Genomic DNA, 15,690 nt, shown 5'->3' on the forward strand with positions numbered 1-15,690 from the left:
ACAGCGGCATCAATGCCGCTGCCAGCACCTCTGCTGCGGGTCATGCGCCATGCTAACCGCAGCTATCAAAACAGCCACACGCACGGCCATCAAAGCCTGCGGTGGGCTGGATTCAATATCCCGCGCTGTGCGTGTCGGCATCACGCAGCTTTCCGATTACTGCAACCGTGAAAAAGCATCTGTGGTGCCGGTAGATGTTGCTGTTGAGCTGGATAAAGAAGCGCAAGAACCGCTTATTCTTTCCGTTATGGCTCAGGCAGAAGGTTTTGCCCTGGTGCCGGTCAAGTTCGGCAACGGTCTGCTGCCGCACGATATGGGCAAGTTTGCCAAGGCTACCAGCGAAGTTCTGCAAAAGGGCTTTGAAAGTATGGCAGATGGCAATGTGGATGTGCAGGAAGCGCATGAAATCCTCATACATGCGCAACGTGCCCGTACATCATTGCATCATATTGAGGCCACAGCGCACAAGATCATTGCTGAAGGCAAACCATTGCAGGTGAGCATCGCTGATGGCGCGTGAGGCACTCAACTGGCGGGAGCTAGATCCTAAAATCCGGCATTATGCCCGCTGTGGTTTTAGTATCAAACGCCAATCTCATAAACTCAATATATCTGAGCGCGCCATTTATTTGCGCCGCAATGCCCTGGGTATCGGTCGCAAGAAAAAGCATGCAGCGCAGGAGAATTCTTCTTATGTCGCGTCTTAAAAACGCAAAATCCGCACGCCGGTTTTTCCGCCGTCGTCCCCTCAATGTACGAGCATTGCGTGAAAGCGCGCGCGTGCAGCCTGATCTTTCCATGCAGTCGCGTGTGTCCGGTGGTTTCACATGGCGTGCACCACGCAAGGCCATTCGGCATGCGGCGTATTACAATGGCTGAGGTGCTGCTGGACGGATATGATTTCTGCGGTCGGTTGCGTAACGCCATCGCTGCGGAAAAAAGCCTTGCTGCCTTTGCCCGCAAACATGGGCTGAAAGAACAGTCCGTGCGTGATGCAGAAGCTATGCAATCCATCAGTGATGGTGTCTGCAAAGCTCTTGGCTTGGTGAAAGTTTTGCGCTATCCAGCGCGGGACGGCAGTGGTCGGTTTGCATCACTCCGCGAAATCCAAGAAAAACTGAATACTTTTATCCGGCGTTGCGGAACGCAGGAAGCTGCTGCACGCCGGTTTGGTATTAGCAAAGGGCATCTATCCAACATCCAGAATGCCCGGCGTGGGGTTATGCCGGTGCTTAACGTGCTGGGTTACGGCTTTCCCGTGCAGCGCTTTATTGTTCGGAACGCAGCATGAGCGGCAAGCTGAAAGCTGCGGAAGTTTCCGCCATGCTGGCCAGCCAGATGGAGGCTTTGGCGCGTGAGCTGCTGCCCGGTGGCAAAAAAACCGGCGCTGAATGGATGGCCGGATCTGTAGCAGGTGAGCCAGGCACAAAACTGGCTGTGCATCTATACGGTGCAAAAGCCGGTGTGTGGAAAGACTTTTCTCAAGATATCGGTGGCGATCCGCTGGATCTGGTCGCGCATTGCCTGACAAACCGAGATCTGAGTGCGGCATATCGCTGGGCCTGCAACTGGCTGGGCTTGAGCACGGAAACGGTGGAAGTCCGCCGTGCGGAAATCCGTGAAAAAGCTGAACAGGCTAAGGCAAAAGAGGAAGAAGACGCTAAAAAGCGTGTTATCCGTGCGCGGGATATCTGGATGAATGCCCAGCCAAATATCTTGAACACACCAGTAGATTTCTATTTACAGGCACGCGGTATCAAGCTGGAAAAGTTTGACCGGCCTCCTGGTGCATTGCGGTTTGCGCCAGAGCATTACTGTGCAGAAATCAATGCCCCATTGCCTGCCATGCTGGCTGCCATCACAGATCTGAACGGGCGGTGCGTTGCCGTGCATCAGACGTGGCTCGGCCAGCATGGTGGTCAATGGGCCAAGGCACAACTGGAAATTCCCAAGAAAGTTCTGGGCAGTTTCCGTGGTGCCTGTATCCGGTTGCGCAAAGGTGCCGCCGGCACAACACTTAAACAGGTTTTACCGGATGAGGTGATTGCGATTGGTGAGGGCATAGAAACGTGCCTTTCCGTTGCCATGGCCCGTCCGGATCTGCGGATACTCGCAGCAATCTCTCTCGCAAATCTCGGAACAATCCGTCTGCCGGATACAGCACGCAACGTGCTCATTCTGGCAGATCGGGATGAAAGCACGGCGGCCAAAAAAGGCCTGCGTAAAGCCATAGACACGCACCTGTCAGCAGGGCGCACGGTAGATGTGGCTTGGCCGCCAAAAGGCAAGGATTTCAACGATGTTATCGGAAGATGAAGAAAGCGGCCTAGACGCCATCCGCTCGGCCATCAATACGGCAGAACGGCAGTTCCAAGTTATTGAGGGTGGCAAAAATGCCGATAATGGTGGACGCCCTCCCAAAACCAAAGAAAAGAAGCCCTGCCCTGTTGTCACCATCGGGCATCTGGACGGGTCTTTTTACTTTCTTGATCGCGTTGGTCAGCTGCGCGTGCTCAAGGCATCGCAAATGACACGCCGGCCAGATCTGGTGGCGTTGTTCGGTGGCAATATCGACTGGCTGAAAGAAACATTTCCGAAAACGGCAAAAGTCAAAGACAAGGATGCAGAAGGCAATGAAACAGCGCGTGAAGTTGTGGTTGACTTTAATATCAATCACACTTGCCAGTTCCTTCAGCGTGAGTGCTTTTCTGCTGGGCTTTTCGGTGATCACATACAGATCCGCCGTCCGGGCATCTGGCCTACGTCAGAAGGTATGCCGGTGGTGCATTGTGGCGACCGTGTTCTGGTGGGTTCAAAGCTGGAATTACCAGGCACGCGCATTGGCAATCAGATCTGGGCTGCTGCACCAGCTGAGCCACGTCCAGCAGAGCCGTGCGAGGCGATTGATGCGCGGGAATTTCAGCGCCAAGTCAGGGAATTGTGGGATTTCCGGCTGGAAGGCAGCGATATCATTGTTATGGGCATGTTGGCCTGCGCGTATTATGGCGCGGCCATTCCGTGGCGTCCTGCCGGATTTCTAACAGGCCCTGCCGGTTGCGGTAAATCTTCCCTGCTACGTGTGCTGCAAAATGCCATTCCGCTCAAATTCGCCACGAATGACGCATCAAAGGCCGGTATTGAACAGATGGTGGATGGTCGTGCCATTCCCATGCTGGTGGATGAAGCGTCTGACCGTGTGGATCAACGTGCTGCCCGTGCTCTGCTGGATCTGGTATTGTCCGCAACCGGTGGCGAAGGCACAAAAGGCGCGCGCGGTGGTTCGGATGGTATCGCCCGCAAGATTGCGGTGGCTGGTTCCATCATCATGGCATCCATCCGGCCACCGGATATGGAGGCGCAGCATCTAGGCCGCTTTACACTGGTGGAAATGCGTCCGCCAAAGAATGGAGCAGACCATACGGCAGAACATCGGGAATTTGCTGAATGGGCAAAGGAAATCGGGCCAAAGCTATGGGGTCGCACATTGGCTGGTTGGCAGCGTTATGGTGCTGCTCGCGTTGTTCTCCGTGCCGCCGTGGGTCGCGCAGGATGTCAGCCGCGTGAAATGGATCAGATGGGCTCATTGCTGGCTGGTTGGTGGACGCTCACCAATGATACCGTGCCAACAGAAACAGAGGCAGATCATGTTGTCCGGTGCGTCGCCGGGTATATTCGTACGGCCGAGTTGGTGGAAACGGATGATGGCAGCCAGCGCATGATTGATTACCTGATGTCGCAGCAAGTGCAGATGATGCGCACTACCGAAAAGAGATTGCTAAGTGACCTGATTGCACGATGCTTAAGCGATGAAGAATTTGAACGTCAGGAAGGTGATGTGCCAGATTTGGAATTCTCCCGCACCAATGCAAAAACCATTCTAGCGCAATATGGTATGCGAGTTATCCGTGCCAATGAGCCTAAATCTAAATCTGGACGCGATGCTCCGCGGCTTTCTGATGGCGCAGGTGTCTGGATATGGCCAGGTAGCGCCATGCTGAAAAAACTGTTTACAGATTCAAACTGGAGTGGTGATAGATGGATAACAGATCTCAGCAGACTAGAGAGTGTGCGGAAAAATCCTAAGTTGGTGAAAATCGCCAAAGGGTCTGTTCATCGTGGGTGTTTTTGGGTTCGAGCGTGCGAGCTTGGTCTATCCGATGATGATATCCTAGATTGAAAACACCGCGGTAACACAAAGAGTTACCAAAAAAACCAATGAAAACAGCATGGTAACAAGGTAACACTGGTAACGCCTTTTTTGCGTCTATATATGCAAAATCCCTTCCTCATGCTCCTACCCTTTTTGAGCAAGAAATAAGCGTTACCTTTGTTACCTTGTTACCATTACTAATAACTAACTGAGATATATAGATATTAAAGGTAACAGAAAGGAAACATGATGGTAACAGCGCAGGTTTCCTCAAAAATAGCCATCAAGCCCATAAGCGGGCAGGAAATGGCACAGGCCGTGGAAGATCGGTTGTTTGAGGCCGGATACACACTGGCCTGCCTGCCTGCCCACGGTATTCGTCCAGCAGGCTGGGGCAAAGGCTGGGGCGAAACGCTGATGGACATGGATGATCTGCTGACACTCACGGCAGAAAGTGAAGTCCGGCCACCCATGCCAACAGCTGCTGCCATCAGCCGCATGGATGAGGCATTCACCTGGGTTCAGGGTATTTCTAACGATGCGTGGCGTCGCGCCATTCTGCTGTGGATGATGATCCACCCGTTGTCACATCGGCATCGCTATAGCTGGGGCAAGATTGGTAAGGTTTTGGGCGTGAGTGACAAAACAGCAAAAACCTTTTTTATCAGAGGGATAGCTGACATCACGAAAAAAAATTACGCCTAACTGCATTTTTTACTTCTCAAATTCCGGAAAATGCAGTTTTTTAGACACCATGATCAGGGGTCGTGCAGCCAACAGGCTACGCGGCCTTTTTTTTATGCCCAAATGAAAGCGAACCATGCCTGTCAGATCTCCAGTTTTCCGGCCGCGCTGGCATAAGCCAGAAGCGCAACGCCGGCAGGAGTTCGATAAGCAGCGCGGCACATCGCGCCAACGCGGTTACGATGCCGCCTGGGAAAAGGTTCGCGCCCAACACTTGGCGCTGCATCCAAACTGCTGCGTGCCTGGATGCAGAACGCCGCGTGACAGATTGAACGTGGATCATATCGAAAGCGTGCGGGAAAATCCGTCCAGGCGGCTAGATCCAAGCAACCTGAGAACGCTTTGCCAGTCGCATCATTCGGCCAGAACAAGCCGAGATCATAGCTGGAACCGCTGAAAATCGGCAAAAAACGGCAGAAAACCGCCATTTTTGACGAAAAACACGTCAAAACGGGTGGGGGGTGTCAAATCTCTGCCGGCGGCGAGCACCTGAACCGCGCCATGGGCAAATTTTTGCAACCGCGAAATTGAGGAAAAAAGTTACCAGGATGGTTGGATGGAAACCCTCCTGCCTATTCGCATGAGGGAAGGTCATCATGAGAGGTAGAAAACCAAAGCCACGCCACCTTCGTGTGATTGAAGGCAATCCGGGAAAACGGTCTCTCCCCGAAGATGGTGTCCGGCTCCCGTCCGAATATGCGGCGCCACCAGATTTTCTGGATGAGGTGGCACGGGCTGCGTGGGAGCGCCTTGTCCCTCCTTTAGTGGAGCGCGGGCTTTTCACAGTTCTGGATCATGACAGCATCGCGGCCTACTGCGAAGCATTCAGCCGGTGGCGCAAGCATGAACAGTCCTTGAAGGATGCCGGTCAGGAAACCTTCGAGACGCATGGCAGGCAAGGACGCATGATCCGGACACGGCCAGAGCTGGGCATCATTTCTGAACAGATCAGGCTCATGACCAGCATTGGCTCCAATTATGGATTTTCGCCCGTTGCCCGCATGCGCCTGAAGGATGTCGGGCAAGGTGACTTGTTCAACCCATTTGACAACGTGTGAGTATGGCCAGCTACCCCTACATTCGGAAAGCGCAGCGGTACATCAAGGATGTCCTATCTGGGAAAATTCCGGCTTCATGGCAGGTGGTGGCAGCATGCCAGCGGCAGCAGCAGGATCTGGCGCGGGCCAAGCAGAAGAAATGGCCGTATCGCTTTGATAAGGAAGAAGCAGAACGCATCTGCCGTTTTCTGGAGCTTATGCCGCATATCAAAGGCCCCAAGGCCCGCGATGGTGAGCTGATAGCACTTGAAGGCTGGCAGTGCTTCATTCTGACCACGGTTTTCGGGTGGCTGCATAAGAAAACAGGCTTCCGGCGCTTCCGGCGTTCCTTTATCGGCGTGCCGCGTGGGAATGCCAAAAGCACACTGTCATCTGGGGTGGCGCTGTTCATGCTCACGGCTGATGGTGAGCCTGGGCCAGAAGTCTATTCTGCGGCCACCACGCGTGACCAGGCCAAGATCGTGTTTGGTGATGCTCAGGCCATGACGCGTAAAACGCCACCTCTGGCAAGCAAGTATGGGCTGGATGTTCAGCAGCGCGGGATTATCTCGGCCTGCAATGATGGCATTTTCCGCCCGCTCTCGCGTGATGCCGATACACAGGACGGTCTGAACATCCATTTTGGGTGTCTGGATGAGGTGCATGCCCATAAAACCCGTGAAGTGTATGACGTGGTGGAAACTGGTGCCGGCAAGCGTGACCAATCCCTGATCTGGGCCATCACAACGGCAGGCTCAAACAGATCCGGCATTGGTTATGAGCTCTGGACTTATCTGGAAGCCGTGTTGCGCAAGGTTTTGGCGGATTGGGAAGAGAGCCCCTACCCACTCAAAGGCGATCAGGCAGAAGATGAGCAGTTTTTCGGCATCATCTACACCATAGATGATGGTGATGATTGGACAGACCCTGCCTCGTGGCAAAAAGCCAACCCGAACTGGGGTGTTTCTGTCATGCCTGACTACGTTGCAGGCCTTGCTAACAAGGCCATGCAGCTCGCCAGTGCGCAGAACAACTTCAAAACCAAGCATCTGGATGCCTGGGTGAATGCGGATCAGGCATGGATGGACATGCAGGCATGGAAAAAATGCGCTGATTATGGGCTGTCCATTGATGATTTTGCCGGTGATGACTGCATTGAGGCACTGGATCTGGCCAGCAAGATCGACCTTGCGTGCAAAATCCGGCTGTTCCAGCGTCAGATAGATGGTGTGACTCACTATTACGCCTTTGCCACCTTCTACCTGCCTCAGCGGGCTGTAGATGAGGCAGCAAACGCGCAATATCAGGGCTGGGCGATTGAAGGATATCTTCAGACCACACCGGGTGATGTGACAGACTTTGAAACAGTCGAAACCGGCCTTCTGGAAGATAAAAACAGCTTCAGCGTCACGGATGTTGCCTATGACCCATGGCAGGCTACCCAACTGGCGCAGCGCATGTCTGAAAAAGATGTGCCCATGCGCGAATATCGCCAGACCGTGCAGAATTTTTCCGAAGCTATGAAAGAGTTGGAGGCCCTGGTGTTGTCCGGAAGGCTGCACCATGACGGCAACCCGGTTCTGGAATGGTGCATCTCCAACGTGGTCTGCCACACGGATGCAAAGGACAACATCTACCCGCGCAAAGAGCGAGTGGAAAACAAGATTGACGGTGCTGTGTCTCTGATCATGGCGCTGGGTGTGGCTCTGCATGGAGCTGAACAAGGTTTCGTTTACGAAGGAATGTAATAATGGGGCTTCTGGATTTCCTGCGTGGATCTGGGCCGCCGGTATCCGCACGCCGGGAGCCTCGCCTTCATGCGGAAGCTGGTGTCAGCTCTCCTGCTGATAATTTTCAGGCAGGTGGGCCATGGGTTTCGTTTCCAATGGGTGGGCCTTCCCGCTCTGGCGTGCTGGTCAATGAGCGCACCACGCTTTCGCTGCCTGCCGTCATGCAGGCCCTGCGCATCCTGTCTGGCGTGTTTGCCATGGTGCCTATGCACTATTGCCAGCACGATGGCACTGGCACGCACCGGCTGACGGATGATCCGCTCTATCATCTGATGAACGGGCGACCAAATGACGCGCAAAGCCGCTTCGCTTTTCGGGAAATCCTGATGAGTGATCTGCTGATGGCCGGGAATTTCTACGCGTATGTCTCGCGGGATGCCTTTATGCGACCTGTGGCACTTACGCGGCTTGATCCGTTTGGCACATTGCCGTTGCAGTCATTCGAGCGGGCAACCGGGCAGAGTATGTTTTATGATACCACTCTGCCGGATGGCTCATCCGGGCGCTTTGCGGCGCGTGATATCTGGCACGTTAGCGGCATGAGCCGGAACGGCCTGCAAGGTCTTAGCCCTATCGCCTACATGAAAGAGGCATTTGGCGAGAGCATCGCTACGGCCACCTATGTGCAGAATTACTGGCGCAATAATGGCCAGCCGCCAGTCATCATGACATCGGATAAGGCGATTGACCCTGGAGCACGTCAAGCCATCAAGGAAGACTGGCAGTCGCTCTATTCTGGCCCCATGAATGCAGGCACGCCAGCGGTTCTGGGGAGCGGTCTGAAAGCCACCTACATGCCCATGAACAACAAGGATGGGCAGTTGGTGGAAACGCGCACTGCCCAGGTGCTGGATATTGCGCGTGCATGGGGCGTTCCGCCGCATCTGATTTTCGAACTGTCCAAGGCCACATTCGGGAATATCGAGCAGCAGTCTCTGGAATTCGTGATCTATCACCTTGGCCCGCATTTTGCACGCGTGGCAGATAGCGCCATGCACGCCTTTGCGGATACAGGCTGCATTTTCAAGCATGATCCGTCTGATCTGCTGAAAGGCGGCTTTCTGGATCGTGCTCAGGGTGTTTCCGCTCTCCGTAATGCGGGCGTGATGAACACGGATGAGGCCCGCAGCAATTTCGATCTGAACCCCGTAGGCGGTGATGTCGGATCTGAGCTGTGGCGGCCAATCAATATCGGTGTGGCAGGCGAAACCCCAGCCGGAACAGAATCAGGAAACTGACATGACACGATATTATGCGCTGGAAGCGATCAGGGCACAGCCCTGGGCGATTCTTCCCGCACATCTAGGCGCTATTGAGGCCATTGCTGCCCGTGCGCTGGAAACCCCCGTGCTGGACGTTCTACGAGCTGATGGGCATGCAGAACGCTATCAGACGATGCTTTCAGCCGTGGCTGATACCGGCAAGCGCATGAACGGCACAAACAACGTCACGCTCAACAAGCAGGGCGTTGCCACCATCCCTGTCATGGGGCCGATTTTCCCGCGTGCCAATCTGCTGACAGAGTTTTCAGGTGCTACAGACCTCAGCAGCCTGTCGGCAGATCTTCAGGCAGCGCTATCCAGTGCGGACGTCAAGCAGATCCTTATGGTGTTTGACAGCCCCGGAGGCGTCACAACGGGTGTGAGTGACATGGCCAGCCAGATTGCGGCGTCCAGCAAGCCTGTCACGGCCTTTGTGCCCGGTATGGCTGCATCTGCCGCCTATTGGCTGGCAAGCCAGTGTTCCACCATCCTGATGGATAATACAGCCCTGGTTGGCTCCATCGGTGTGGTTATGTCTGGCGCAAAACAGGTGGAGCCAGACGCAAACGGCATGATGGAGGTGGATATTGTCAGCTCCAATGCCCCTAACAAGCGGTTGGACGTCACATCCGATGATGATCAGGCGCAGATCCGCACCGTGCTGGATGATCTGGAGGCCGTATTTCTCCAGGCTGTCGCACAGGGCCGCCACACATCGGTGGACAACGTAAAACAGAATTTCGGCCAAGGCGGCATGAAGGTGGCAAACAGCGCCATTTCAGCCGGAATGGCCGATGGTATCAGCACGCTTTCGGCCACCTTGGCCAAGCTTGGTGCCGCAAACCCTCCAAAAACGCCGGTAAAATCCGCTCCACGTCGCGCCGCTGCAATGGCGGATCTGGAAGCACGCCGGAAACTCGCAGAAGGACACGCGTAAATGGCCGTTCGTGACCGCATCACAGCACTCCGCAGCCGCCAGGCCGAAGTGCATGTCGAAATGGACAATATTCTGGCTGCATCAGAAAGCAATGAAGCTGGCGATCTGACAGAAGAGCAAACCGCAGCATATGACCAGTTGCGGGCAGAAGATGATCGCCTGACAGCCAGTATTGAGCGGGAAACTGACATGGAGCGCCGCCGTGCAGCAGCTGCGCGTCCGATGGCGCCGCTGCCTGCAGGAAATCCCGGTAGCCGTTCTACGGTTCCGGCTCAGGCTGAGCAAAAGCTTTCTCCTGGCATCAAGTTTTCCCGTCTGGTGCAGGCTGTTGCTGCCACCCGTGGTGAAGGCGGCATGCGTGCTGTTCTGGATTTTTCAGAAAAAACGTGGGGCTCCACTTTCGCTGCCGCTGCTGCTGACAACATGGAACAGTCTGTGGATGTGCAGGGTGGCTTCCTGGTCAATACCGATTATTCCACAGATCTGATTGAGGCCCTGCGTCCTGCTGTGGCTGTTCGCAAAATGGGTGCGGTTTCCGTGCCAATGCCAAATGGCAATCTGACCTTCCGTAAGCAAACCGGCACATCCAATGCCCAGTGGATCGGTGAGCGCGCGCCCGTGCCAACATCAGCACCGCAGGTGGATGTGGTGGCAATGAAGGCCAAGAAATTGGGGGCGTTGGTGCCGATCACCAATGATCTGCTGCGTTACAATTCGATCCAGACAGATAATCTGGTGAATAATGACGTCACGCGCTCGATGGCTATTGCGGAAGATCAGCAGTTCATTCGCGGGGCAGCTTCCGATTTTGCGCCCGCTGGTCTGCGTTACCTGGCTAATGCCGCCAATGTCATTGCGGCAAATGCCACAGTAAACGTGCAGAATGTGCGCAATGATCTTGGGAAACTCCGTCTGGCACTCACCAAGAATAACGTGCCCATGCAGTCTCCGGGTTACATCATTAACCCGACCCTGGTGGAATTCCTGAGTCAGCTTCAAACCGCCACAGGCGCTCTGGCATTCCCTGAAATTGCAGATGGTCGGATTGGCGCTTTCCCCTATGCCAGCACCACTTCTGTGCCTGATAACCTTGGCACTGCCGGCAATGAATCTGAGTTGTATTTTGCAGACTTTGCCCAGATCCTGATCGGTGATGCTTTCCAGACCACATTGGCCGTCAGTACACAGGCATCTTACGTGGATAGCGCAGGGGAAACGCGCTCCGCATTCCAGAATGATGAAACGCTGGTGCGTGTGATTGAGGCTGTGGATCTGAACACGCGTTACGATAGCGCCATTGCGGTGCTGACAGGGGCTGCATGGTTCCCTGGTGCGGTCGCGGGGGAGTAAAATGAAAATTGTGACCTTTACAGATCGTTGTGGCGGCATTGGTGCCGTTTACAACAAGGGTGATGTAGGCATGTTTCCGGATAATGTGGCTGATGCCATCGTGGCTGCCAAAAAAGGCACTGCAAAGCCGGTGCCTGAACCGGAGCCCGCTGCCCCGGAAGAAACGGGCCAAAAAGAGACGGAAACACCTCAAAATGAGGAAAAACCGGCTGAAAATGAGCCAGAAACGCCAGAAAATGGCAAATCCTAACGGTCTCCATCTGGAGGCCGTTTTTATTTGGGGTGCAGTATGACAGTTGCAGTCATTACACCTGCCGAAAAAACAGATCTGGTAACGCTGGAGAGTGTGAAAACATATCTCCAGATCTCGGATGATAGCCAAGATGCCCGGCTTGGGCAGCTTATCACCGCTGCATCTGGCTGCTTTACCGATTATTTGGGGCGTCCGTTGGCGCTCCAAACCTATCGGGAGCGCTGGACGCTGCGTGGCCGCATTCCGGGCGTCAATCTGTCCAATGGGCCAGTTGCCACCATTTTATCTGCATCTGTGGATAGGGTGGCATGGTCTGGCCCGCTGGATGAATGCGATGTTGACCGCAAGAATGCACGCATCATGGCATCTGCATTCCTGCCGCCACGGCAAATGGTTTTTCATAGGCCTGTTGTAGTGGATATCACCTACATAGCGGGCTTTCTGTTGCCTGGTATGGATATTCCTACACCAGAAAACCCGCTCCTGACCTTGCAGGCACAAAGCCTGCCCGCTTCCGTGGCATCAGGCTGTCTGAGCACCATTCAGATGCTCAGTTGTGCCGCTGGGCGTGATCCGCTTCTGAAATCAGAAAGCACGCAAGGGGTGGGCTCGGCATCTTATGGCACGCTAGATCCTACCGTTGGTGGGCTAACGCCTGATGCCGTTGGTGCATTGAATCGGCTTGGCATTGCTGCTGATTGGATGGCCTGATGGGCCAGATTACCGAAACCCGCAAACGGCTGCTTGCTAGAAGTGGCCGCCAGATGGTGCTCACGGCACGGGATGGCAGCAATCCGGTCACATTACGCGCATATGCACCGCCGCCGCAGTCGTCACAACTGGCAGATGGCATGCCCAAAGCGCCGTTCATTGCTCAAACGTTAGCGGATGAGCTGAGCGCGGCCAATGTCACGCCAAAGGCGCAATGGCACCTCACAGATGGCCCCAAAACCTACAGCCTGACAGATGCCACGCCCGTTTATGACGGGGCCACCATCTGCGGCTGGACGCTGATTGCAGCAGGAGGCGACTAATGCCCTCAGAAACAGTGTGGAACGATGCCTATGCCCGTGCCAGCGCCGTGGCAGAGGCGTTGGGCTATCTGATCGGTGATCCCCTGACATGGGATTTTTCCAGCGATGGCAAAGCATTTGTGGCGCTGGATATGTCCTCGTCCAGCATAGATAGCCTGGAACTGGGTGATCAACAGGCGCAGGAAAGCGGCCAGATCTGCATCATGCTCTGGATACCACAGGGCAAGATGAACACACCCGCGGTGCTGTCCATCATGAATGCGTTTGAAGCAGCGTTCCGCACCGACCCAACTGATCCGGATAAACGCTGGCCCGCTGGCCTGTTTTACGATGGCCAGAATTACACGCCACCTTCCTTTCTTGCCCAGACAGGTAATTGGTACGTTGCCACGCTGATGGTGGATTACCGCTGGCAGAACATTACGGAACAAACCCCATGAAATTCTATCCTCTTATCGAAACTGCTGCCAATTCCGGCAAGTTCCAGCTTTCTGGTGCCGCTGTAGAGGCCGAAAGTACCACTGCCGCGCTGGCATTGATTGAACCCACTGTTGGCGCGGGCCTGCGTTATGGCGCGTGGCTGTATCACGAAGTGCGCGGCCTGCCAGATTTCTCGCCCATTACGGATGATGAAAAAGGCAAGTCCTACACGGTTCTGGCGCAGGTTGGCGGTACAGATCAGCCATGGACGCCAGATGGACAGCAGCTTGTTTCTACGCTGTGCGATGCCTCTAATCTGTGTCTGTCCATGGCGCAGTATATGGGTTTCCGCCTCGGCCTGATGCCGGTGGATGAAAAACCCGTAGCAGCACCGGCAACATCTGGCACTGAGGCAGCCCCCGCATCCAGCGGAACAGAAAGCACGGCAACGCCTGCCAGCTAACGCTGATCCTGTTTCCATTCGTTCAACACAGGCCGCCTTCGGGTGGCCTTTTTTATTGAGGTAAACATGGATTTTACTGGAGCCACAGCAGGCTTGGCAGCTGGCGCACAAACCAATGACACGCTCGTGGATTTTGCGCTAGAGACAACATACGCCACGCCACCGACTGGCAATTATCAGGCGCTGCGCATTACGGGTGAAACTCTAGCACTCCAGCAGACGACTGCGCGCCCATCTGAGCTGAACGCCCAAAAACAGGTTTCTCAGGCCGTTATCACGCAGGTTTCGGCATCTGGTACAATTTCAGGTGCCCTGTCATCTGGCACGTTTGATGATCTGATAGCCGGCGTGATGGGGAATGATTGGGTTAATGCTACAGTCTCTGGCAGTTCTGATTCCAAAACCGGTTATTCGTACACGTTAGCAAATGGCTACACCAGTGGACTACCTAATATCGGTGGGATTGATGCAGCCTCTATCGCAACAATCAATAACTGGCCACAGAATGGATATGTTTACATTCACGACCCAGATAACGGCATCGCAAATTTTTTCCAGTATCAACGCACCGGTGCACAGGGGGTTATCGCTCTGCAGGTAAAAGGTGCGCTCAGTCCATTTCTGTCGGCAAATGCGAACGGTGGCCCGAATGCTCGTATATTTGGCCCTGCGCTGACCAACGGTGCTCTGGATAAAACATTCACGTTCCGGAAAAAGACGCTGGGTTCATTCCTAATGTATCCGGGCAGCCTAATCACGCAGATCCAGTTCCAGCTACAGCAGGCACAGTTTGGTACTGTCAGCGTAGATGTCACCAGCGCCAATGTGCAGCAAAATGATAACGATGTTGCGTCTGCTGTTCTCCCGGCTCCATCTGGGAAAGTTCACAACTCCGTCAACAATTTTCTGGGCGCACTGATTAACTTACAGGCTCCAGCAGGTTGTGTGACACAGTTCACCTGCACACTGGCCCGCGATGGTTCGAAAAATGAATATGGCATGGGGCATGCCGATGCCTGCGGAGTGCAAAACGGGCAGTTCATTGCGAGCGGCAGCATCGAATTCTATTTCCGCTCGTGGGATGAATACAAAGCCAGCATTGCTGGCACGCAGGGGCCAATCGTTGTCACAACGGTTGATGATTCCGGCAATGGTTATGCGTTCCTGTTTACAAATGCCGCTTTGCGCAACCCCAAGGTGAACAGCTCTCAGGCAAACGCAACTGTCACGGCATCGTTTGATATTGAGGGAAATCCAGATGCCAGCGGTGGGCCTGCATTTGCCATCTACCGTCTGACAGGTATTCCAGCCACCGGCTCCTGATCCTTCTTTACTTCAAAACCAATTTCGCAAATGGTATCCATAATCTGGATGCCATTTTTGTTTGTACCCATAACTCACAGGGTTTTGCATAATGGCTAAGATTTCCTCCTATACCCGCAACGCTGCTGCAATCGCTGATGGCACACCTGTTACCGTTGGCGTGACAGATCAGTTCACTATCGTCACCAAGGGCATGACGGCAGATTACGCAGACCGTCTGTGGGCGCTGCGCCGCGCTGCTGCCATCAAATATAATACCGGCCTATCTGCTACCGATGTGCCGGTAAATGAAAACAATCTGCCACCCTCCATGGATGATGCGTGTCAGGCACAGGCGCTGAGCGAAAAGTGCCTGATTGACGTGCAGGGTCTGGAAAATGACGATGGCACCCCGATTGATATTGCCACCTTCAAGGAAATGATCACCCACCGCGAAAACCGGGCATTGCTTGCTCTGGCATTGCAGGCCGCGGCTTCTGTTGGTCGCGCTACCAAGGCACAGCTAGAGGCCGCTGAGGGAAACTGATAGCCGCCCTGCACTGGCATCTGGTGGATGGGCCGGTAGCAGGGCGTTGCGGCGTGCTGCCACCGCCCAAACACGATTGGGCAGCCTATGATGCATGGTTGCGGAAAATTGATCCGGAGCCAGCAAATATGCTGCCCTGGCGGTGCTGGCATGGCGTGGCCGGCACGCGCCTGCATCGGCCAGAGGGTTTTGGCGCAGGTATGGGGGCAATCCGTAATGTTGCCTATCCGCAGCCACTGGCTGATACCGAGATCCTGCGCTGGTGTCAGATGCGCCGGCTGAATGAGGCGGAAACAGACTTCACGTTCCAACTCGTCAAATCAATGGATCAGGCATTTCTTCAGATCCGTAACCAGCAGATCACGGAAGATCTGCAACACACGTTCAGGAAAAAATAGCAT

At 54.5% G+C, this 15,690-nt stretch carries 21 protein-coding genes; all 21 read left to right on the forward strand.

Features of this window, described 5'->3' with window-relative positions; genetic code table 11:
- Positions 1-49: 49 nt before the first annotated feature.
- Entirely contained in the window at positions 50-520 is a 471-nt protein-coding gene (locus tag DS739_RS03260; RefSeq protein WP_035351165.1) for a hypothetical protein, read from the forward strand.
- On the forward strand, positions 510-707 hold the full coding sequence (locus tag DS739_RS03265) for a hypothetical protein (RefSeq protein WP_035351162.1): 198 nt from the start codon (positions 510-512) through the stop codon (positions 705-707). Before DS739_RS03260 ends, DS739_RS03265 begins: the two co-directional genes overlap by 11 nt.
- Complete coding sequence (locus DS739_RS03270; RefSeq protein ID WP_035351160.1) at positions 694-879, forward strand: hypothetical protein; 186 nt, start codon at positions 694-696, stop codon at positions 877-879. Before DS739_RS03265 ends, DS739_RS03270 begins: the two co-directional genes overlap by 14 nt.
- On the forward strand, positions 857-1,291 hold the full coding sequence (locus DS739_RS03275) for a hypothetical protein (protein ID WP_123809125.1): 435 nt from the start codon (positions 857-859) through the stop codon (positions 1,289-1,291). The genes DS739_RS03270 and DS739_RS03275 overlap by 23 nt, the downstream gene beginning before the upstream one ends.
- Complete coding sequence (locus tag DS739_RS03280; RefSeq protein WP_006117363.1) at positions 1,288-2,316, forward strand: toprim domain-containing protein; 1,029 nt, start codon at positions 1,288-1,290, stop codon at positions 2,314-2,316. The genes DS739_RS03275 and DS739_RS03280 overlap by 4 nt, the downstream gene beginning before the upstream one ends.
- Positions 2,300-4,177: an ATP-binding protein gene (locus DS739_RS03285; protein ID WP_035351154.1), complete on the forward strand. Its 1,878-nt coding sequence runs from the start codon at positions 2,300-2,302 to the stop codon at positions 4,175-4,177. Before DS739_RS03280 ends, DS739_RS03285 begins: the two co-directional genes overlap by 17 nt.
- A 219-nt stretch (positions 4,178-4,396) precedes the next feature.
- A complete protein-coding gene (locus DS739_RS03290; RefSeq protein ID WP_006117361.1) occupies positions 4,397-4,855 on the forward strand; it encodes a DUF6362 family protein in 459 nt (152 codons plus the stop codon).
- A gap of 115 nt (positions 4,856-4,970) precedes the next feature.
- Entirely contained in the window at positions 4,971-5,291 is a 321-nt protein-coding gene (locus DS739_RS03295; protein WP_081461475.1) for an HNH endonuclease signature motif containing protein, read from the forward strand.
- A 199-nt stretch (positions 5,292-5,490) separates the two neighbouring features.
- A complete protein-coding gene (locus tag DS739_RS03300; protein ID WP_006117360.1) occupies positions 5,491-5,952 on the forward strand; it encodes a phage terminase small subunit P27 family in 462 nt (153 codons plus the stop codon).
- Positions 5,953-5,954: 2 nt separating this feature from the next.
- On the forward strand, positions 5,955-7,679 hold the full coding sequence (locus DS739_RS03305; protein ID WP_039891993.1) for a terminase large subunit: 1,725 nt from the start codon (positions 5,955-5,957) through the stop codon (positions 7,677-7,679).
- Between the two features lie 2 nt (positions 7,680-7,681).
- The gene (locus tag DS739_RS03310) at positions 7,682-8,959 is read left to right on the forward strand and encodes a phage portal protein (RefSeq protein WP_006117358.1); all 1,278 of its coding nucleotides are present in this window, start codon (positions 7,682-7,684) and stop codon (positions 8,957-8,959) included.
- Between the two features lies 1 nt (position 8,960).
- Complete coding sequence (locus DS739_RS03315) at positions 8,961-9,920, forward strand: S49 family peptidase (RefSeq protein WP_035354387.1); 960 nt, start codon at positions 8,961-8,963, stop codon at positions 9,918-9,920.
- Positions 9,921-11,270 (forward strand): phage major capsid protein, encoded by a 1,350-nt coding sequence (locus tag DS739_RS03320; RefSeq protein WP_006117356.1) that lies wholly within the window; start codon positions 9,921-9,923, stop codon positions 11,268-11,270.
- A gap of 1 nt (position 11,271) precedes the next feature.
- Positions 11,272-11,520 (forward strand): hypothetical protein, encoded by a 249-nt coding sequence (locus tag DS739_RS03325; protein ID WP_035354384.1) that lies wholly within the window; start codon positions 11,272-11,274, stop codon positions 11,518-11,520.
- Positions 11,521-11,559: 39 nt separating this feature from the next.
- A complete protein-coding gene (locus DS739_RS03330; protein WP_035354381.1) occupies positions 11,560-12,234 on the forward strand; it encodes a phage head-tail connector protein in 675 nt (224 codons plus the stop codon).
- On the forward strand, positions 12,234-12,557 hold the full coding sequence (locus DS739_RS03335; RefSeq protein ID WP_035354379.1) for a hypothetical protein: 324 nt from the start codon (positions 12,234-12,236) through the stop codon (positions 12,555-12,557). The genes DS739_RS03330 and DS739_RS03335 overlap by 1 nt, the downstream gene beginning before the upstream one ends.
- On the forward strand, positions 12,557-12,997 hold the full coding sequence (locus tag DS739_RS03340) for a hypothetical protein (RefSeq protein ID WP_006117353.1): 441 nt from the start codon (positions 12,557-12,559) through the stop codon (positions 12,995-12,997). Before DS739_RS03335 ends, DS739_RS03340 begins: the two co-directional genes overlap by 1 nt.
- Positions 12,994-13,440, forward strand: coding sequence for a hypothetical protein (locus tag DS739_RS03345; protein ID WP_006117352.1), 447 nt, complete (start codon positions 12,994-12,996; stop codon positions 13,438-13,440). The genes DS739_RS03340 and DS739_RS03345 overlap by 4 nt, the downstream gene beginning before the upstream one ends.
- 42 nt (positions 13,441-13,482) lie before the next feature.
- The gene (locus tag DS739_RS03350; RefSeq protein WP_006117351.1) at positions 13,483-14,763 is read left to right on the forward strand and encodes a phage tail tube protein; all 1,281 of its coding nucleotides are present in this window, start codon (positions 13,483-13,485) and stop codon (positions 14,761-14,763) included.
- A gap of 91 nt (positions 14,764-14,854) precedes the next feature.
- On the forward strand, positions 14,855-15,289 hold the full coding sequence (locus DS739_RS03355; RefSeq protein WP_006117350.1) for a hypothetical protein: 435 nt from the start codon (positions 14,855-14,857) through the stop codon (positions 15,287-15,289).
- A gap of 23 nt (positions 15,290-15,312) precedes the next feature.
- Entirely contained in the window at positions 15,313-15,687 is a 375-nt protein-coding gene (locus tag DS739_RS03360) for a hypothetical protein (protein WP_035354370.1), read from the forward strand.
- The last annotated feature ends 3 nt before the right edge of the window (positions 15,688-15,690 follow it).

The organism is Acetobacter sp. JWB (assembly GCF_003323795.1).
GTDB lineage: Bacteria > Pseudomonadota > Alphaproteobacteria > Acetobacterales > Acetobacteraceae > Acetobacter > Acetobacter oryzifermentans.